Source organism: Sphaerisporangium sp. NPDC088356, assembly GCF_040685555.1.
Taxonomy (GTDB): Bacteria; Actinomycetota; Actinomycetes; order Streptosporangiales; family Streptosporangiaceae; genus Sphaerisporangium.
The window spans coordinates 76,724-93,831 of record NZ_JBFBIK010000001.1 but is presented as its reverse complement, the minus strand read 5'-3'; the positions used below and the strand labels follow the sequence as shown (position 1 = coordinate 93,831).

19 protein-coding genes are annotated in these 17,108 nt (G+C 69.6%); 8 read left to right on the top strand and 11 right to left on the bottom strand.

Annotated elements, in window-relative coordinates; translation table 11 throughout:
- The first annotated feature begins 60 nt into the window (after nt 1-60).
- A complete protein-coding gene (locus tag AB0O34_RS00470; protein ID WP_363910997.1) occupies nt 61-1,194 on the top strand; it encodes a M20/M25/M40 family metallo-hydrolase in 1,134 nt (377 codons plus the stop codon).
- 78 nt (nt 1,195-1,272) lie between these two features.
- On the opposite strand, the gene AB0O34_RS00465 is transcribed toward AB0O34_RS00470, so the two are convergent.
- The 9 genes from AB0O34_RS00465 to AB0O34_RS00425 all read right to left on the bottom strand — a co-directional run bounded on the left by AB0O34_RS00465 (nt 1,273) and on the right by AB0O34_RS00425 (nt 8,023).
- A complete protein-coding gene (locus tag AB0O34_RS00465; RefSeq protein ID WP_363910995.1) occupies nt 1,273-2,169 on the bottom strand; it encodes a hypothetical protein in 897 nt (298 codons plus the stop codon).
- A gap of 18 nt (nt 2,170-2,187) precedes the next feature.
- Complete coding sequence (locus AB0O34_RS00460; RefSeq protein ID WP_363910993.1) at nt 2,188-2,775, bottom strand: hypothetical protein; 588 nt, start codon at nt 2,773-2,775, stop codon at nt 2,188-2,190.
- Nucleotides 2,776-2,835: 60 nt separating this feature from the next.
- Nucleotides 2,836-3,990 carry a hypothetical protein gene (locus tag AB0O34_RS00455; protein ID WP_363910991.1) on the bottom strand — a complete coding sequence of 385 codons (1,155 nt, stop codon included), beginning with the start codon at nt 3,988-3,990 and terminating at the stop codon, nt 2,836-2,838.
- A complete protein-coding gene (locus tag AB0O34_RS00450) occupies nt 3,980-4,405 on the bottom strand; it encodes a hypothetical protein (protein WP_363910989.1) in 426 nt (141 codons plus the stop codon). The genes AB0O34_RS00455 and AB0O34_RS00450 overlap by 11 nt, the downstream gene beginning before the upstream one ends.
- A gap of 230 nt (nt 4,406-4,635) precedes the next feature.
- The gene (locus tag AB0O34_RS00445) at nt 4,636-5,280 is read right to left on the bottom strand and encodes a restriction endonuclease (protein ID WP_363910987.1); all 645 of its coding nucleotides are present in this window, start codon (nt 5,278-5,280) and stop codon (nt 4,636-4,638) included.
- 124 nt (nt 5,281-5,404) lie between these two features.
- Entirely contained in the window at nt 5,405-6,169 is a 765-nt protein-coding gene (locus AB0O34_RS00440) for a maleylpyruvate isomerase family mycothiol-dependent enzyme (protein WP_363910985.1), read from the bottom strand.
- 77 nt (nt 6,170-6,246) lie between these two features.
- Nucleotides 6,247-6,600, bottom strand: coding sequence for an MmcQ/YjbR family DNA-binding protein (locus AB0O34_RS00435; RefSeq protein WP_363910983.1), 354 nt, complete (start codon nt 6,598-6,600; stop codon nt 6,247-6,249).
- Between the two features lie 55 nt (nt 6,601-6,655).
- On the bottom strand, nt 6,656-7,063 hold the full coding sequence (locus AB0O34_RS00430) for a VOC family protein (protein ID WP_363910981.1): 408 nt from the start codon (nt 7,061-7,063) through the stop codon (nt 6,656-6,658).
- Between the two features lie 318 nt (nt 7,064-7,381).
- On the bottom strand, nt 7,382-8,023 hold the full coding sequence (locus AB0O34_RS00425) for a TetR/AcrR family transcriptional regulator (RefSeq protein ID WP_363910979.1): 642 nt from the start codon (nt 8,021-8,023) through the stop codon (nt 7,382-7,384).
- Nucleotides 8,024-8,136: 113 nt separating this feature from the next.
- Between AB0O34_RS00425 and AB0O34_RS00420 the strand changes: the two genes are divergently transcribed.
- From AB0O34_RS00420 to AB0O34_RS00410, 3 genes are read left to right on the top strand one after another with little or no spacing between them, the layout of a single operon-like run.
- A complete protein-coding gene (locus AB0O34_RS00420) occupies nt 8,137-9,012 on the top strand; it encodes an alpha/beta fold hydrolase (protein ID WP_363910977.1) in 876 nt (291 codons plus the stop codon).
- Between the two features lie 33 nt (nt 9,013-9,045).
- On the top strand, nt 9,046-9,345 hold the full coding sequence (locus AB0O34_RS00415) for a transposase domain-containing protein (RefSeq protein WP_363910975.1): 300 nt from the start codon (nt 9,046-9,048) through the stop codon (nt 9,343-9,345).
- Nucleotides 9,342-9,515, top strand: coding sequence for a hypothetical protein (locus tag AB0O34_RS00410; protein ID WP_363910973.1), 174 nt, complete (start codon nt 9,342-9,344; stop codon nt 9,513-9,515). Before AB0O34_RS00415 ends, AB0O34_RS00410 begins: the two co-directional genes overlap by 4 nt.
- On the opposite strand, the gene AB0O34_RS00405 is transcribed toward AB0O34_RS00410, so the two are convergent.
- Nucleotides 9,484-11,154, bottom strand: coding sequence for a SpoIIE family protein phosphatase (locus AB0O34_RS00405; protein WP_363910971.1), 1,671 nt, complete (start codon nt 11,152-11,154; stop codon nt 9,484-9,486). The genes AB0O34_RS00410 and AB0O34_RS00405 overlap by 32 nt on opposite strands.
- A 471-nt stretch (nt 11,155-11,625) precedes the next feature.
- Here AB0O34_RS00405 and AB0O34_RS00400 point away from each other — a divergent pair, with 471 nt between their 5' ends.
- From AB0O34_RS00400 to AB0O34_RS00390, 3 genes are read left to right on the top strand one after another with little or no spacing between them, the layout of a single operon-like run.
- Nucleotides 11,626-12,582 carry an ATP-binding cassette domain-containing protein gene (locus AB0O34_RS00400; protein WP_363910969.1) on the top strand — a complete coding sequence of 319 codons (957 nt, stop codon included), beginning with the start codon at nt 11,626-11,628 and terminating at the stop codon, nt 12,580-12,582.
- Nucleotides 12,579-13,235 (top strand): methionine ABC transporter permease, encoded by a 657-nt coding sequence (locus AB0O34_RS00395; protein ID WP_363910967.1) that lies wholly within the window; start codon nt 12,579-12,581, stop codon nt 13,233-13,235. Before AB0O34_RS00400 ends, AB0O34_RS00395 begins: the two co-directional genes overlap by 4 nt.
- A 59-nt stretch (nt 13,236-13,294) precedes the next feature.
- Nucleotides 13,295-14,119: a MetQ/NlpA family ABC transporter substrate-binding protein gene (locus AB0O34_RS00390; protein WP_363910965.1), complete on the top strand. Its 825-nt coding sequence runs from the start codon at nt 13,295-13,297 to the stop codon at nt 14,117-14,119.
- 41 nt (nt 14,120-14,160) lie between these two features.
- Here AB0O34_RS00390 and AB0O34_RS00385 read toward each other — a convergent pair whose 3' ends face one another.
- The gene (locus AB0O34_RS00385; RefSeq protein WP_363910963.1) at nt 14,161-14,772 is read right to left on the bottom strand and encodes a TetR/AcrR family transcriptional regulator; all 612 of its coding nucleotides are present in this window, start codon (nt 14,770-14,772) and stop codon (nt 14,161-14,163) included.
- A gap of 228 nt (nt 14,773-15,000) precedes the next feature.
- On the opposite strand from AB0O34_RS00385, the gene paaZ reads away from it, so the two are divergent.
- Nucleotides 15,001-17,034 carry a phenylacetic acid degradation bifunctional protein PaaZ gene (gene paaZ / locus AB0O34_RS00380; RefSeq protein WP_363910961.1) on the top strand — a complete coding sequence of 678 codons (2,034 nt, stop codon included), beginning with the start codon at nt 15,001-15,003 and terminating at the stop codon, nt 17,032-17,034.
- Nucleotides 17,035-17,108 lie beyond the last annotated feature (74 nt).

Genomic DNA, 17,108 nt, shown 5'->3' with positions numbered 1-17,108 from the left:
CGTCGAGCTCGCTCGGAGGGGCGTTGGCAAGAGGCTGTTCGCGGAAGGGACGATGGAGCCATGGATCCTGAACGCTTCCCCGCCACGGCCCAGGAACCGGCTGAGTCTTTCCTCGCCGTGGCCGAGGAACTGCTCGCCGTGCCGTCGACGGCCGACCGGCCGGGCGACCTGCACCGCGCACTCGACCTGGTGCTCCACTTCGTCGGGCCGGGCTTCACGGTGGAGCGGTTCGAGTCGAACGGCAAGCCCAGCGCGCTGGTGTATCCGGGCACGGCACGACAGCGCTTCAGGGTCATACTCAACGCCCACCTCGACGTCGTGCCCGCTCCGCCCCACCAGTTCCGGCCCCGCTGCGAGGGCACCCGCCTGTACGCCAGGGGCGCTCAGGACATGAAGGTGTCGGCGCTGGTGGAGGCACTGGTCTTCCGCGAGCTGGCCGCCGGCCTGCCGTACCCGGTGGCGCTGCAGCTGGTCACCGACGAGGAGGTGGGCGGGCGCGACGGCACGCGGCACCAACTGGAACAGGGCGTCACCGGCGATTTCGTCATCATCGGCGAGGGCAGCGGGCTGCGCATCGTCACCGACTCAAAGGGGATGGTGGCCGCGAACCTCACGGCCGCCGGCCGGAACGCCCACGGCGCCTACCCGTGGCTCGGCGACAATGCCCTGCTCAAGCTGCACCGGAGCCTGGACAACCTGCTGACCCGGTATCCCGTCGCGACCGAGGAGATCTGGCGTACGACCGTCAACGTCGCGCGGATCGAGACGCCCGACGCGGTGCGCAACCAGGTCCCGGCCTTCGCGGAGGCATGGCTGGACATCCGCTTTCCTCCGGAGGACGCGGACCTGAACGGCAGGAGCGTCCAGGAGATCACCGCGTACCTGGAGACCTTCTGCGAGCCCGGCGTCACACCCGTCGTCGATCACGTCGACGTGCCCCACCACGCTGATCGAAACCGTCCAGAGGTGCGCATGCTCCAGCAGGCCGCGCGGAACCAGGGTCACCGCGCCGATCTTCTCCGCAAGCACGGCGCCGCCGACGGCCGCTTCTACTACCAGCGAGGCATCGACGCGGTCGTCTTCGGGGCGGGTGGCGACGGGCAGCACGGTCCGGAAGAGTACGCCGACACCACCACGATCACGCCGTACTACCGGGCGCTGGAGGAATTCCTCCAGAACTTTCCGCCATCGTGATCAGAGGGCGGTCGGCGCGTCACCCGGGTAGCGGCCCTTCTTGCCCCGCCGGGCGTCGAGCACTGGATGTATGTGGCATCACAGGGCATCGGGTGAATTGATGATGTTCTTCCAGCCGGGCCCGAGGGAGTCCGCGTACGCCGCACGCTCGTGGGCCAGCTCGGCCCAGCTCTCCGGTCTCTCGGCGACCGCCAGGCAGTCGCTGCCGTGCAGGCCCCACACCTCCGCCTCGACCCAGCACAGCCGCCTGTACTTGCGCGGCGACACGACCTGCGAGCCGAAGTCCCATCCGACGGCCGAGACCGGCCTGCCGGAGAACTGCTTCGCGGCTCTGTCGACGTACGCCTGCCTGGTGACCGTCTCCGGATGCAGGAACGACAGGTCGAACCCGTTGAGCCCGAGGCCGAAGGCGGCCAGGCCGTAGAGGAACGTCGTCCGTATGCCGCTCTTCGCGCAGAAGGCGGCGATCCTCTCCGCTCCCGCCATGGTCCCGGCGTACGACAGGACGTACAGCCGCGTCAGCGTGTGGGTCTCCAGGTAGCGGCCGACCGCCGCGACGATCGTCGCACCGGAGGCCACGGTGTCCCCGACCAGCAGCGTCCGCGCGGGCGCCTCCAGCTGGGCGTACGAGACCTCTACCCGGGCGGACTCCGCGGACACCGCCACGCGCGAGGTGGCGACCAGGTTCAGCGGCAGGTTGTGACCGCTCTGCTGGGCCACGGCGTCGCCGAGCTGGTACACCAGCCCCTTGCTCAGGATCATCAGCTCGGCCGTGTCATCTGGGTGATACTCGTCGGCCAGATGGCGGACGAAGTGGCGGCTCGACTCCAGGCACGCCCGGCGGAAGTCCGTCCCGACGAGGTTCCGGTCGAAGAGCATTCGTTCGAGAGCGCTGTTGCGCACCACGTACAACCGGGACGCGTCCGTTCCCGCCTCGATGAGCTCCGCGGTGCTGTCCTCCGCATCGAGGATCACGTTGGTCCTCCTGTCCGGTCATCCAGGGATTCGGTCGAGCTGTCGCAACGCCTCCAGCATGGGGACGTCGGCTCCGAGGACATTGTCGCGGTATTCGTCGATCGCCCTGCCGAGCCAGCCGGGCACGTGCGCCAGCGGGGGCAGGGCGTTGGCGTCCACGATGCGCGACAGCTCCTCGCCGGCGGCGAGGAAGTCGTCGGCGATGGCCGCCGAGAGGGCGGCGACGTGCGGGTGGACGTAGTCGTGCACCGTGACCCCGCGGTACTGGAGCGTGTCGGCCCGGTATTTGGAGTTCGGCGGTGCCACGACGATGACGGGCGTGCCGAAGGTGCCGGCCGCCGCCATCTCGACGCCGATGCCGAGGCCGCGCCTCTCGCGCGCGTCCACGATGACCGCCGTCGCGACCATGACCTGATACATGTCTCGACCAAACTGCCCAAGGGTGTTGTTCGGGTCGGTGATGGGGTCGTCGGGATTCAGGAAGACGACCTCGTGGGGTGCGGCTCCTTTGGCGACCTCCATCCTCTCGGTGTCGGACCAGGTGAGCTTCCTGCTGTCGGAAGCCCCTTTCGCGATGGACCCGGAGCAGTACACCGAAAGCTTCATTGATGTTCCCTCGCCGTTCGTTCCGCCCGCCACGGACCTCGCGCGGGGTGAGTGGAACGGTCAGCCGGGCATCCGGGCCAGCTGGTCGGCCACGACCGCCACGTTGGACAGTGCGTCCCCACAGGTGACGGCGGGACCGAAGTGTCGAGACCTACTGGCGCCGATGATCGCGAGCCTGAATGCGTCCGCCGAGCCGCTCCCATACAGCAACGACGCAATCATGCCGAACTCGGCGCTGGATCTCAGAAGAACGAGCTCCTTCCAGCTTGCCCCACGGTGAACGAAGTGATCGACGCGCAGCCAGTGCAGCGCGAGGTCGAGGCGGCGGGACGACAGGACCCGGCCCCTCATGTCCTCCATCGAATTGTTCAGCTCACACGAAAGCGGCCCGATGGGCAGGTCGGTGAGGATCGCGGTGTCCAGGTCGTGGACGTAGGAGCGCAGGTACGCGGCCGACAGGAACAGGCCGAGGAGGCTGTCCGCGTGGCCCGGGACCGGGCCGGGCAGCGTGCGCTCGACGAAGCGCTTGACGAACGCCTGCCCCTCCAGCCGCTCGGGCGACTTGGCCATGATGCTCTCCACCCGCCTGTACGGGCGGTGCCACGCTCGCGCGACCGCGTGGACGACGCCCGACAGATCGCCCTCCGGCGCCAGCGCCCGGCTCCACCGCTCGGCGATGCCCACGGACGTCGGTTTCCCGAAGCGCGGGTACCACGCCAGATCCGGCTCGATGTGGAACCGGTGCGACGTCGAATAGGGATTCCTCTCGTCGCGGCGATACTCCCGCACTTTCATGTCCTGGTACGCCGTCAACTCCGGGGTGGGCGACGTATGGCGTATCAGGCCTTCGTGGATCAGCGGCTCGATGCGGCCGAGGAAAACATCGAACCACGGCAGCTCGAACATGTACGACGACGGGAAAATGAGATAGGCGTCCGTCAGGAGTACGGCCAGCCGGGTGGCCCTGAGCGCCTGTGCCAGGATTTGGTCGATATCTCGGGTGGTGGCGTCCTTTCCGTAACACGCGAGGATCTCGGGGTTGACGTACTGGATGAACAGCGACCGTTCTCGCCGGTAGGAGTCCCCGCCGGCCGGGGCCGGCGGCGGTGTGCCCGGCAGGATGTTCACCGACAGGTCGCGCGCCGCGGTGAAGGCGTCGCGCCGGGCCAGGACCCGCTGGACCAGCTCCCCGCCGGGCTCCGGCTCAGCCTTCATCGTCGTCGTCCACGACCGGGAACACGTGCTGGTCCCGGCCCGCGGTGTAGGAGTCGCGGCCCGCGGTGATCTGCTGCACCACGTTGAAGGAGTCGCGCGCAGCGAGTTGCCGCACGTCATGGACGAACTCCCGCAGTTCGGGGGCGGCTTCGCCGTGCTGGGCGAGGAAGGCGGCCAGGAGCGCGGCCCAGCGCCGCCGCTCATCGTCGACGGCCGGCTCCAGCGCACCGGAGGGTGATCGCAGGCGCTGCTCGGTCACGTCGAGCTCGCGAGCCAGCTCCGCCTGGTCGTCTTCCCCGTGGCGGCTGAAGATCGTGGAGAAGCGCGCCTTGACCGATTCCCAGGTGTCTCTGGTCATGGCCTGGACCAGTGCTGTTCCCGCGGCGCCGGCGAGGGTGACCAGGGCGGGGTCCATCGCGGCTACTCCTTCGTTGCGATGCGTTCCCCACTGGACGGCTTGATTGTCAGGCTAGTATGCCGCGCCGGGTGGTGCTTTTCCAGGCCTTGGTAAATCGCGTTTGTCAGTGCTTTCTTGATCCTGTCGCGATTACCGGGCGCCAATCACCAAAATACGCCCGAGGGGTTTGCTCGGCGGCTTGGAGGGGGGTCAGCTGCGGCCTGTTCTCCGGGGCCGGGTCCTCCTCCTCACACGCTGAGACGCTGGCGGGTGAGGAGCGTGAGCAGGGGTGTGCCGAGGGCCCACTCGGCGAGGTCGCCACGGTCGATCATGGCGAGCCCGGCGCCCTGGCCTTCTCTCGTGGCGGGTGGTGTGAAGCCGCTGGAGGTGATGAGCACCCCGGTGTTGCCGGAGTACGTGTGGGCGAGGGCGCCGAGGAAGTTGCGCACGTGGGGTGAGCCGAGGTTGCCGGACCAGCGTTTGCACTGCACGGCGAACGGCCGCCCGTCGGGGGCGACGCCGAGGACGTCGACCCCGCCGTCACCGGCCTTGCCGACCACGCGGACCTTGCGGAACCCGTCGCGCCGCAGGAGCGCCGCCACGAGGTGCTCGAACTGCTCGCCGCTCATCTTGTCGATCGTCTCGAGTTGGGCGTTGGCCTGGAGGTAGTGGTCGCGGTGCCGGCGCGCCTGGCGGACGGCGAGCAGCGCCACGCCGATGACGACGGCGGCCACGGCGAGGGTCGCGACCAGGAGCCACGGCCACGACGATCGCACGAACCCCACCGTCGCGTTCAAGAGCGGGACCGCCACCACGAGCCCCACCATCGCCAACATGATGCCGTCGCCGCCGGAGCGGCGCCCCCCGCGCCGGGTCGGTCGTCGTCGCGCCATCGGGAACCTCCTTGGGATGAGGTGGTCACAGCGACGAGTGTGAACGCGGGCACCGACAAAAACGGCTCTCGCCTCAGCCCACCTGCTCCTGGATGCCGGCCATCGAGCTCAAGCAGGAACCGGACTACCGGGTCGCGATGGTGCGCAAGGCGTGGAACTGGGCGAGCAGCGCCGGATCGCCGGACAGGCGGACGGCGTCGTCGCCCGCGCGGTTCCACAGCCAGAGCAGCAGAGGCGCGGCGTCGCCGCTCACCAGGGCGTCACCACCGAACCCCGTGACCGCGTCGGCCGCCTCGACTCCGAAGGGCGTGGCCGTGACGGTCCAGGCGTGGTGGCTCGTGGAGACCGACACGGGGCGCTTGTCTGGCGTGTCGAGCAGGGCGCCGAAATCCTCCCTCCAGCGGACGCTCTGGTAGGCGACGAAGAGCTTGAGAACCTCGTCGATGCCGTCGATCGCCAGATCCGGAGGGATGGGGGACACCGGGAGGCCCGCGGCGAGCTCGGCGTCGGCGCGGTGGACGACAGTCTCCTGGGCCATGCGGCGGATCCAGAAGCCGACCGTCTGGTCGGGCTCGTGCCAGGTGGCCGCGTGGTCGCCGGGGGAGTGCGCGGCGAACTCCGCCGTCAGTGCGGCGTAGGCATCGTCGAGGGCGGCGACCGGATCGGGCTCGGTCACCTCCGGCGGCCACGGGTCGGGGAACGCGCCGAGCCGGATGCACTCGGTCTTGTGCAGATAGACCTTGGCGACGTGGCCGGTCAGATCGGCGACCGTCCAGTCGGGGCATGAGGGCACCGGCGCCCCCGGATCGGTCACGGCGACGGCCGCCCGGAGCAGGTTGAAGTCGTCAGCGAGGCAGCTGAGGAGCCGGGAGAATTCCATGCCGCCCATCGAAGCAGCTCCGTAGGACACTTTCGCGCCGTGCCCCCGACTCTGTGGATAACCACCTGCCGGAGTGGCCGGGTGCGTCAGGGGTGTGCCGGCTGCTGGGCGTGGGCGGCGGCGACGCGCTTGGGGACGACCATGCGCCACGCGTCCACGACCAGCTCCCGCATCTCGGGCTCGTCGATCGCGGCCATCCGGACCTGGACCCAGTTGTACCGCAGGTCGGAAGGGCGGGGCAGGTGAAACTTCCCGGGCTCGGCCGCGACGAGCGCGGCACGCTCCTCCTTGGGGAAGGCGAACCCCATCGAGGTCTCGTCCGGAGAGATGGCGATGTAGACGATCCTGCCCACCCGGAACTTGATGCGCTCTCTGATCAGATGCTCTTCGGTGCGCGGCAGGGTCAGCGCCAGCCTGCGTACGTCGTCGGCCGTGACCATCGTTCCCCCGCCTCTCCAGCTCTGGACTCATACTGACGCACGTCGCCGGCCGTGATCACGGGGTCGGCTCCTTCAGCTGGACGGCGACGATGACGTTGCCGAGCGGGTCGCGGAAGTGGAGCGAGCGGCTGCCGGGATCGTCTCGCTCGTCCCACACCGGGCAGCCGTGGGCGAGCAGCCGCTCGCGGGCGTGGTCGAAGTGATCGGTGTACAGCACCAGCAGCGGCTGATCTCCCGACTGGCGGCCGACCATGCGCCGGTCGTGCTCGGTGGTGGCGGGCATCAGCCACAGACCGGCGGGCTCCTGCCCGGGAAGACCGATGTGCAGGTAGCGGAAACCGTCGGTCTCCTGGTCGTGCAGGACGCCGAAACCCAGCACGTCCCGATAGAAGGCGAGCGCCGAGTCGGCGTCATCGACGAGGAGCACCGTGCGCCCGAGCGAGGCGAAAGGCGCGATCGGCATAGTGGTGTCCGGCGCGGCAGGGCTGGTGGGAAGGGATACGTCAGGGATCGTCACACGGCGTACGTTAGCCGCGGGCACCGACATCCTGCGGGCTCCGTGGTCTTCCTGGAGCCTGACTCTCAGAAGAGGACGCACTACCGGTCCCTGGGGCGCCGTTAACGAGCGTGTCACCAGCTCAAATGGGACGATCGGGAGGGCTGAGCTCCTGTTGTGCGCGAACGCCGTGAGGTTCCTCGGCGATCAAGCGCCGCGATGGACCTGGTGTCCGTCCCTTCTGTTAAGTGACTGCGATTCCTCGGTTGTCGATGTGGTGATTGGTCAGCCGCTATGACCGGGGCCGGTGAGGCCGTGTCGCAGCAGCCTGGTGAGGGTGTCGATCGCCTCGTCGTCCCCGAGTGTGCGGCCGATGGGCTCGCCGCCGCCGGTGAGCCAGACCGTGCAGAACCCTTCCATCAGGGCGTTGAACGCCGATGTCAGCACGGCGGGGTCGCCGGGCAGGTCGAACCCAGCGGTCTGGAGCCGCTGGAGGTGTTCGCGCATGGTCTGCAGTTGGGCGTGGCGGATCTGGGCGACGCGCTCGGCGAACTCTGGGTCGACCAGTGCGGCTTGGCCGAGCGCCTGAATCTCGGGCAGGTGCGCCTTGTAGGTGTGCCAGTACGCGGCCACCCGGGCGCGCAGGGCGGGCTCGCTCGACAGGTCGTCGCCCGCCTCATGGACGGAGAGCTCCTCGCCGGCCTGGTCGAGCCAGTCGGACAGCAGCGCTTGGAGCACTTCCTGCTTGCTGGCGAAGTGTTTGTAGAAGGAGCCGGCGGAGCGTCCCGCCTCGGCCGTGATGTCGGTGATCTTGGCGTTGAGGTAGCCGTTGCGAGCGAACACGCGGCGGGCGGCCTCCTTTAAGGCGATCTCGGTCTGCGCGGCCTTTTCCTTCCGGCTCGCAGGCGTCGGCTCGGATGCGGACACACGGCCCCCTTGACGGACAAGCAAACTTAGACGAATCTAGATTCACTGAATCTGGATTCACCGAAAATTCGTTCACAGACAGTATGACCTACCGAGAGGGCGGAGCCATGGGCATGGCGCGCAACGGCGACATCGAACTCGCCTACGAGACCTTCGGCGCCACGAGTGGAGTGCCGTTGCTGCTGATCAGCGGTACCGGGGTGCAGATGCTGATCTTCCCCGAAGACCTCTGCGGCGCGCTGGTTGAATCCGGGTTCCAGGTCGCCAGGTTCGACAACCGCGACACCGGCCTGTCCACACACCTGACCGGAGTGCCGGCGCCCGGCTGGCTCAAGACCATGATCCGCCCCTCTTCAGCGCCGTACCGGCTGAAGGACATGGCCGAAGACGCCCTCGCGGTGATGGACGCCCTCGGGTGGCAGTCCGCGCACCTGGTCGGCACCTCGCTGGGCGGGATGATCGCCCAGACCCTCGCCATCCGCTACCCCTCCCGGGTGCGCACCCTCACCTCGATCATGTCGACCCCCGCGGCTCGGATCGGCACCATGCCCAAGATCGCCACCCTGAAAGCGATCATGAAACTCTCCAACATGCCAGTCACCAGCCCGGACCAGGCAGCGCAAGAGGCCATCGCGATGAAGAAGCTCATCGGCTCCCCGCGATACCCCTTCGACGAGAAGGAGGTGGGCGACATCGGCCGCCGCTCCTATGAGCGCCATCCCGGCAGTCCCGACGGCGACGCGCGCCAGCGCGCCGCCGTCACCGCCTCCGGCGACCGGCGCAAGGCACTGGCCACGCTACGCATCCCCACCCTCGTCCTGCATGGCGAGGACGACCCAGTCATCCAGCTCAAGGCCGGACAGGCAACCGCGGCAGCCATCCCCGGCGCACGCCTGATCACCTACCCCGGCATGGGCCATGACCTGCCCAGGCAACTCTGGCCATCCATGCTCCAGCAGATCCGGGCCCTCGCCTTCACACATCAATAAACCATCTTGCGACCAAGCCAGGCAGGAGTCCCGTTGCGGGAGAAGTCCGTCATCCACCGGACGATCAAGGTAGCCCCGGGCGTGCTCGCACCGGGCCATCTGGGCGAGCTCCCCCAAATCGTCGACTTCGACCTGGTGGACGCGGTCGTGGAGGAGACCGGAGCACGCGAGCGCCGACTACGGTTACTGCCTTCACGGGTGATGGTGTACTTCGTGCTGGCGCTGGCGATGTTCGAGCACTGCTCCTACCGGCAGGTGTGGGACACGCTGATGGCGTGCCTGACGCCGTTACCACTGCTGCGTACCTCGCGTCGGCGGATCGCGTCGTCGTGATCATATGGGCCGTAGACGACGAGCCGCGCACCACCTGGGTTGGCGGAGCGAGCGGCGAGCGGCACGCCTGCCCGCCGTACGAGATACGCGTCTTCAGCGTGGACGGCATGCCCACCTGGTGCGAGATCGCGGTGCTGGTCAGGCGCCGTGGGGGTGGGTGGTGCGGGTGAGCAGGAGGGCTACGTCGTCATATTGCTTGGGGAGGGCGGCGATGATGGCGTCGCAGGTGGACTCCAGGGTGTCGCGCGGGGAGCTGAGCGCTTCCTGGAGGGCCGCGATGCCGCTGTCGATGTCCTGCTCGCGGCTCTCCACGAGCCCGTCGGTGTAGAGCGCGAGCGTGCTGCCGACCGGGATCGGCACCTCCGTCGTCGTGAACGCCCTGGAGAACGTGGGGTCGCCGAGGCCGAGCGCCAGCCCCGACGGCAGGGCCAGCACGGAGGCGGTGCCGTCGGGATGGACGAGGATCGGCGGCGGATGCCCGGCGCGGGACAGCGCGCAGGTGCGGGTGGCGAGGTCGACGGTGGCGTAGAGGCAGGTGGCGCACTGGATGGAGTCCATGTCCTCGGCCATGCGGTCGAGCCGGCGCAGCACCTGGTCGGGCGGCAGGTCGAACCCGGCGAGCGCCCGTACGGCCGCGCGGAGCTGGCCCATCGCGCCGGCCGCCACCGCCCCGTGCCCCATGGCATCCCCGATCACCAGGGCGATGCGCGTCTCGGACAGCGAGATCACGTCGTACCAGTCGCCGCCCACGGTCATGGCGCTCGCGGGCAGGTAGCGGTGGGCGACCTCCAGGCCGGGCGGGACGGTCAGAGTGCGGGGCGCCAGATCCTGCTGGATCGCCTGCCCGGTGCGGCGCTCGCGGCAGTAGAGCCGGGCGTTGTCGATGCAGATGGCGGCCCGGGTGGCGAGGTCCTCGGCGAGGGTTGTGTCGTGGTCGTCGAAGCGGGGACGGTCGCCGGTGCGGCTGAACGCGATGAAGCCCAGCCCGATGCCCCGGGCCGTCAGCGGCGCCGCGAGGAACGAGGTCTTCTCGAGGACGCCCATGGCCGAGGCGCCGAGCATGCCGGTGATCCGGTCGAGCTCCTTGGTCTCCAGGTCGGCCACGGTGTAGACGATGGCGGCGTCGCCGGTCATGCACCGGTTGGCGGGGTGCCGCGCGCCGTAGTGGACGATCTCGTTGGCCGGGAAGACGGCGCGCCAGTCGCACTCGCCGGCGCTGCGCTCACCGGTGCGGCGGGGGGCGAAGCGGATGGCCAGCCGCCGGACCCTGACCGACCCGTCGGCCGCGAGGTCGGGGTAGAGCTCGTCCCTGAGCAGGCCTTCGACGATGTAGAGGCTGGCCGCGTCGGCGAACCTGGGCACGGCGATGTCCATGAAGTCCTCGGCGGCCTGCCGGGGGTCGAGCGTGGCGCCGACGCGGGTGCTCAGCTCGTTGAGCAGGGCGAGGCGGTCGCCGGCGGAGGCGCCGGCGTCGGCGGGGCCGGGCAGGGAGGTGTCCATGGCGGTGACCATCACCGCGCCCCACGCGCCCGGGCGGGCCAGAGGCTCCCAGATGAACGCCACGTCGTGGACCTGGCCGTCGGCGCACGCGACGGAGAGGATCTCGCTCCACCGGGCGCCGGCGGCCACCTGGGCGAGGACCCGCCTGACGGTGTCGCGACGGGCGACGCCCAGGAGCAGATCGCAGATGTCGTCGCCCATGGCCCTGCCGGGAGAGTGGCCGAACAGCCGGGTGGCGCCGCCGCCCCACTCGGTGACGCGCCCCTGCCTGTCGAGCACCAGAGCGGCGAACCCCGCCAGGTGCGCCATGCCTGGGCGTGAACCCCACGGGTCGTCGACCGGTGACTCCGATCTCGCCGCACCCGCCACCAGACCCCCCTGGAAAGAAGATGGGACATCGTGTCCGGGCCGCTCGCAGGCGCGGGGGCTCCTTTCCCACCCAGGTCTGCACCCATCTGCGGCTACCGTCAGTAAAGTAGCATCTACTCTTAGCTGTCTTTCGCGAAAACTCCTCAAAGCCAGCCATCTGGCATCGGTCACGCCGGTTTCCGCGGGCGCGAAAGGCCTCACCCTCGGGCAGTGGCCCGGATCACACTTCCGATCGGGAATGGTGAGAATGCGCGGAGCGGTTGGCCTCAGCGTGACGCTAGCTTCGCCTTTGACCTGGTCGTTGCCCTCGGCCGACCGGGCGATCCGCGGGTGTCGCGTTCGTCTCTGAAGCGGGGATCCCCTTCGTCGCCCCCCGCCCCACCCGCCTCCTATTTCGGATATAACCTACCTGTGATACATGTTTCTCGCCTGCGAAAGGTCTACGGCACCGGTGTCGTCGCGCTCGACGGGGTCGACCTCGACGTACGGGAAGGTGAGATCTTCGGTGTGCTGGGGCAGAGCGGCGCCGGCAAGAGCACGCTGCTTCGCTGCGTCAACCTGCTGGAACGCCCGACGGGCGGCACCGTGACGGTCGCGGGCCAGGAACTGACCTCGCTCGACCTCGCGGGGCTACGCCGCGCCAGGCAGCGCATCGGCATGATCCACCAGCACTTCGCGCTGCTGTCCTCCCGCACCGTGGCGGGGAACGTCGCCTTCCCGCTGGAGGTGGCCGGAGTGCCGCGCCGCGAGCGCGGCACGCGCGTGGGGGAGCTCCTGGAGCTGGTGGGGCTCCAGGGCAAGGCCTCGGCCTACCCCGCCCAGCTCTCCGGCGGCCAGAAGCAGCGCGTCGGCATCGCCCGCGCCCTCGCCGCACGTCCGAAGGTGCTCCTGTCGGACGAGGCGACCAGCGCACTGGACCCGGGGACGACGCAGTCGATCCTCGCCCTGCTCAAGCGGCTCAACGCGGAGCTCGGCCTGACGATCCTGCTCATCACCCACGAGATGCACGTCATCAAGAGCGTCTGCGACTCGGTGGCCATCATGCGCGATGGCCGCGTCGAGGAATCCGGTACGGTCGCGGAGCTCATCGCCCGGCCCGGGTCGCTCCTGACCCGCGAGATCTTCCCGCTCCCCGAGCCCGCTCCGGACGGCGTCATAACGGTGACCTTCGCCGGGCAGGCGGGCGAACCGGTCATGTCGAGCCTGGTCCGGAAGTTCGACGTGGACGTCGACATCCTCGGCGGGTCCCTGGAGGAGCTCGGAGGCGTGCCGGTCGGGCGCCTGCGGATCAGGCTCGAAGGAAGGAACACCGCCGACGCCCTGGCCTACCTGCGCGAGCGCGGCCTGATCCTGGAGGAGGCCGGATGAGCGGCGACGAACTGCCGCAGGCGCTCGCGCAGGCCACCGGCGAGACGGCCCAGATGGTGTTCTGGTCGGCGCTGCTCACGCTGGTGCTCGGCCTGCCCCTCGGCGTGCTGCTGGTCGCGACCGACCGTGGCGGCCTCATCCCCGCCCCCGCCGTCAAGGCCGTGCTCGGGGCGATCGTCAACGTCGGGCGCTCGCTGCCGTTCATCGTGCTGATGGTCGCGATCCTTCCGTTCACGCGCCTGGTCACCGGCACCACGATCGGGACGATCGCCGCGATCGTCCCGCTGACGCTCGGGGCCGTTCCCTTCTTCGCCCGGCTGGTGGAGACCGCGCTGCGCGGGGTGGAGCGGGAGGTCGTCGAGGCCGCCCAGGCGATGGGCGCGAGCCGTACGAGGGTGGTGGCCAGGGTCCTGCTCCCCGAGGCCCTTCCCGGGCTCGTCGCCGGGCTGACCGTGACGATCGTGGCGCTGATCGGGTACTCCGCGATGGCGGGGGCGATCGGCGGCGGTGGCCTCGGCGACCTCGCGATCAGGTACGGCTACCAGCGCTTCGACACCACGGTGATGATCGTCACGGTCGTGCTGCTCGTCGTGGTCGTGCAACTCGTGCAGAGCCTCGGCGACCTCGTCGCCCGCCGGCTCTCCCACAGGTAGCCACACCGTCCCCCAGGGCTTTCCCGCAATAGCAATAGACGAATAAAAGGAGATATGACGTGCGCAAGTTGTTCGGCGCCGTGGCCGCGGCCACGCTGGCACTGATGCTCGCGGGGTGTGGAGGATCGGGCTCGGAGCCGGCCGCCGCCAAGGACGACGTGCTGAAGGTCGGTGTCAGCCCGGTGCCGCACGGGGAGATCCTCAAATTCGTCAAGGACAAGCTCGCGCCCGCCGCAGGGCTCAAGCTGGACATCGTCGAGTTCACCGACTACGTGCAGCCCAACGTGCAGCTCCAGGAGGGCCGGCTCGACGCGAACTACTTCCAGCACCGCCCCTACCTGGCGGACTTCCTCAAGTCCAAGGGCGGCAAGGAGCTCGCGTTCGTCCAGGCGGTCCACCTTGAGCCGCTCGGCCTGTACTCCAAGAAGGTCAAGAGCGTCGGCGAACTGGCCGACGGCGCGACCGTGGCCGTGCCGAACGACGCCACCAACCTCGGGCGCGGGCTGAAGCTGCTGGAGGACAACGGCGTGATCAAGCTCAAGCCGGGCGCCGGCACCGCCGCCACCGAGCGCGACGTGGCGGAGAACCCCAAGAACCTCCAGTTCAAGCCGCTGGAGGCCGCGCAGCTGCCGCGCTCGCTCGAAGACGTGGACGCGGCCGTCATCAACGGCAACTACGCGCTGGAGGCCAAGCTCAAGCCCGCCTCCGACGCCCTGGTGCTGGAGAAGGCCGAGGACAACCCGTACGCCAACGGTCTCGTGGTGCTCAAGGGCCAGGAGAACGCCCCTCAGATCAAGAAGCTCGCCGAGCTGCTGGCCGGCCCCGAGGTGAAGAAGTTCATCGAGGACACCTACCAGGGCTCGGTGATCTCCGCCACGTCCTAGCGGGACTACATCGCCGCGGCGTGCCGGCTGGAGCCGGCGGGCTAGGGCCCGTCCTTGCGCAGGCCGGCGAAGGCGATCTTGCAGACGGTGTCGGCGAGGGCGTCGGCGCCCATGCCGCCGCGCGGCCGGTACCACTCGGTCAGCGAGTTGACCAGCCCGAACACCAGGCGGCTCGCGACGGCGGGATCCACGTCGGGACGTACGTCGCCCTCGGCCTCGGCCTGCTGGACCAGCTCGCTCACCATGTGGTCGAACTGCCGGCGGCGGGCCAGGGCCTGGCGCTCCACCTTGGTGTTGCCGCGCACCCGGAGCAGGAGGGTGACGAAGGGGAGCCGCTCGACCAGCACGTGCACGCTGCGCCGTACGAGATGCTCCAGCTTGTCGATGGCGCGCCCGTCCATGGCGGTGGCCTCGTCCGCGGCCTCGAACAGGCCGTCGAGGGCGCGGTCGACGGCCAGGCGCAGCAGCTCGTCCTTGCCGGTGATGTGGTGGTAGATCGCCGACTTCGTGATGCCGAGCCTGCGGGAGAGGTCCTCCATGCTGGTGGCCTCATACCCCCGCTCGTTGAACACCTTGACCGCGACGGCGAGCAGCGACTCCAGGTCGTAGCCGGGGCGGCCTCGTCGCGGAGGTGTGACGCGGGCGGTGGTCATCGCAGGAGTATCCCAGCCCTTCCTCCATGGGATGTCACGTGCCTTGCATACTGACCGAACGGCCGGTTAATAATGAGTTGTCGCCAGTTAAGGGTCGTGGTTGCACCGCTGTCAAGGGCACCCCCTGGAAGCCGGCGAAAACGGGTAGGAGCGGAGAGGCGCGCCGGATGGACGGGCCCCTGTCCGGACGAACGGCCGGTTGGTGATTCCTCGATGGGGAGGTCCGCGATGGCCCCGCTCAGCAGTTATGTCACCGGTTCCTGGCATGTCCCGGACGACGAGGGAGCGCCGCTGCACGACGCGGTCACGGGGGAGGAGGTCGCCAGGATCTCCTCCGCGGGAGTCGACTTCGGCGCGGCGCTGGAGTACGGACGCCGCTCCGGCGGGCCCGAGCTTCGCGCACTGACCTTCCCGCAGCGCGCCGCGCTGCTGAAGGCGCTGGCCTCCCACCTGCGCGAGCACCGCGAGGAGCTGTACGAGCTGTCGCTGCGCACCGGGGCCACGCTGGGCGACTCGAAGTTCGACGTCGACGGCGGCATCGGGGTGCTGTTCTCGTACTCCAGCAAGGGGAGGCGCGAGCTGCCCGGCGACACGGTTCACCTCGACGGCGCCGTGGAACCGCTCGGCAAGGCCGGGTCGTTCGCCGCCCAGCACATCTACACGTCCATGCGGGGCGTCGCCGTGCAGATCAACGCGTTCAACTTCCCCGTGTGGGGGCCGCTGGAGAAGCTCGCGCCCGCTTTCCTCGCCGGGATGCCGTCGCTGGTCAAGCCGGCGGGCCAGACCGCCTACGTCACCGCGCGGCTGGTCGAGCTGATCGTCGCCTCGGGCATCCTGCCCGAGGGCGCCCTGCAGCTGGTCTGCGGGAGCGTGGGCGACCTGTTCGAGCACCTGACCGAGCAGGATCTGGTGGCCTTCACCGGCTCGGCGTCCACGGCCCAGAAGCTGCGCACCCACCCCGTCGTCGTGGGCCGTTCCGTGCGCTTCAACGCCGAGGCGGACTCGCTGAACTGCTCCATCCTCGGCCCGGACGCCGTTCCGGGCACCGAGGAGTTCGATCTGTTCGTCAGGCAGCTGGTGACCGAGATGACGGTCAAGGCGGGGCAGAAGTGCACGGCGATCCGGCGCGCGTTCGTCCCCGCGGACCTGCTCGGCGAGGTGGCCGAGGCCGCCGCCGCCCGGCTGGCGAAGGTCACGGTCGGCAACCCCGCCGATCCGTCCGTACGGATGGGGGCGCTGGCCGGGCTCGGGCAGCGCGAGGAGGTCCGCCGCGCGCTCAAGGCGCTGATCCCGGCCGGCTCGGTGGTGTACGGAGACCCGGAGCGGGTGGAGGTGGTCGGCGCCGACGCCGAGCGCGGGGCGTTCATCTCGCCGGTGCTCCTGCGCGTGGACGATCCCGATCGGCCGGAGCCGCACGAGGTGGAGGCGTTCGGCCCGTTCAGCGCCCTCATGCCGTACACCTCGGCCGAGCAGGTGATCGAGCTGGCCGCGCGGGCCCAGGGCAGCCTGGTCGGTTCGGTCGTGACCGGCGACGCCGCCTTCGCCCGCGAGGTGGTGCTCGGCACCGCTCCCTGGCACGGCCGCCTGCTGGTGCTGGACGCGGAGGCCGCCAAGGAGTCCACCGGGCACGGCTCGCCGCTGCCCGTGCTCGTGCACGGAGGCCCCGGGCGGGCCGGGGGCGGCGAGGAGATGGGCGGCATCCGCGGCGTGCTGCACCACATGAACCGCACGGCCGTCCAGGCGAGCCCGGCGATGCTCTCGGCGATCACCGGCCGGTGGGTGCCGGGCAGTGAGCGCACCGTGACCGAGGTCCATCCCTTCCGCAAGCACCTGGAGGATCTCAGGCCCGGCGACACCGTGATCGCCGGACCCCGCGCGGTCAGCCTGGCGGACATCGAGCACTTCGCCGAGTTCACCGGAGACACCTTCTACGCCCACATGGACGAGGAGGCGGCGCGGGCCAACCCGTTCTTCGACGGCAGGGTGGCCCACGGCTACCTGATCGTCTCGCTGGCGGCGGGGCTGTTCGTCGACCCCGACCCGGGGCCCGTGCTGGCCAACTACGGGCTGGAGAACCTCCGCTTCCTCACGCCGGTCTACCCCGGGGACGAGCTGACGGTGACGCTCACCGCCAAGCACGTCGACCCGCGCGAGGGCGCCCCGTACGGGGAGGTCCGCTGGGACGCCGACGTGACCAAGCAGGACGGGTCCTCGGTGGCGAAGTACGACGTGCTGACCCTGGTGGCCAGGCGCGCCACCTGACCTGGAAGGACGTACCGCTTGCGCGGGAACGGCCGCTGAGCGAGACTAATAACTGACCGAATGTTCGGTAAAGG

Coding starts and splice junctions, on each gene's coding strand:
- AB0O34_RS00470 (WP_363910997.1), top strand. CDS start 61: ATGGATCCTGAACGCTTCCCCGCCACGGCCCAGGAACCGGCTGAGTCT.
- AB0O34_RS00450 (WP_363910989.1), bottom strand. CDS start 4,405: ATGGACCCCGCCCTGGTCACCCTCGCCGGCGCCGCGGGAACAGCACTG.
- AB0O34_RS00430 (WP_363910981.1), bottom strand. CDS start 7,063: ATGCCGATCGCGCCTTTCGCCTCGCTCGGGCGCACGGTGCTCCTCGTC.
- AB0O34_RS00395 (WP_363910967.1), top strand. CDS start 12,579: ATGAGCGGCGACGAACTGCCGCAGGCGCTCGCGCAGGCCACCGGCGAG.
- AB0O34_RS00385 (WP_363910963.1), bottom strand. CDS start 14,772: ATGACCACCGCCCGCGTCACACCTCCGCGACGAGGCCGCCCCGGCTAC.
- AB0O34_RS00420 (WP_363910977.1), top strand. CDS start 8,137: ATGGCGCGCAACGGCGACATCGAACTCGCCTACGAGACCTTCGGCGCC.
- AB0O34_RS00445 (WP_363910987.1), bottom strand. CDS start 5,280: ATGGCGCGACGACGACCGACCCGGCGCGGGGGGCGCCGCTCCGGCGGC.
- AB0O34_RS00455 (WP_363910991.1), bottom strand. CDS start 3,990: ATGAAGGCTGAGCCGGAGCCCGGCGGGGAGCTGGTCCAGCGGGTCCTG.
- paaZ (WP_363910961.1), top strand. CDS start 15,001: ATGGCCCCGCTCAGCAGTTATGTCACCGGTTCCTGGCATGTCCCGGAC.
- AB0O34_RS00460 (WP_363910993.1), bottom strand. CDS start 2,775: ATGAAGCTTTCGGTGTACTGCTCCGGGTCCATCGCGAAAGGGGCTTCC.
- AB0O34_RS00440 (WP_363910985.1), bottom strand. CDS start 6,169: ATGGGCGGCATGGAATTCTCCCGGCTCCTCAGCTGCCTCGCTGACGAC.
- AB0O34_RS00405 (WP_363910971.1), bottom strand. CDS start 11,154: ATGGCGCACCTGGCGGGGTTCGCCGCTCTGGTGCTCGACAGGCAGGGG.
- AB0O34_RS00435 (WP_363910983.1), bottom strand. CDS start 6,600: ATGGTCACGGCCGACGACGTACGCAGGCTGGCGCTGACCCTGCCGCGC.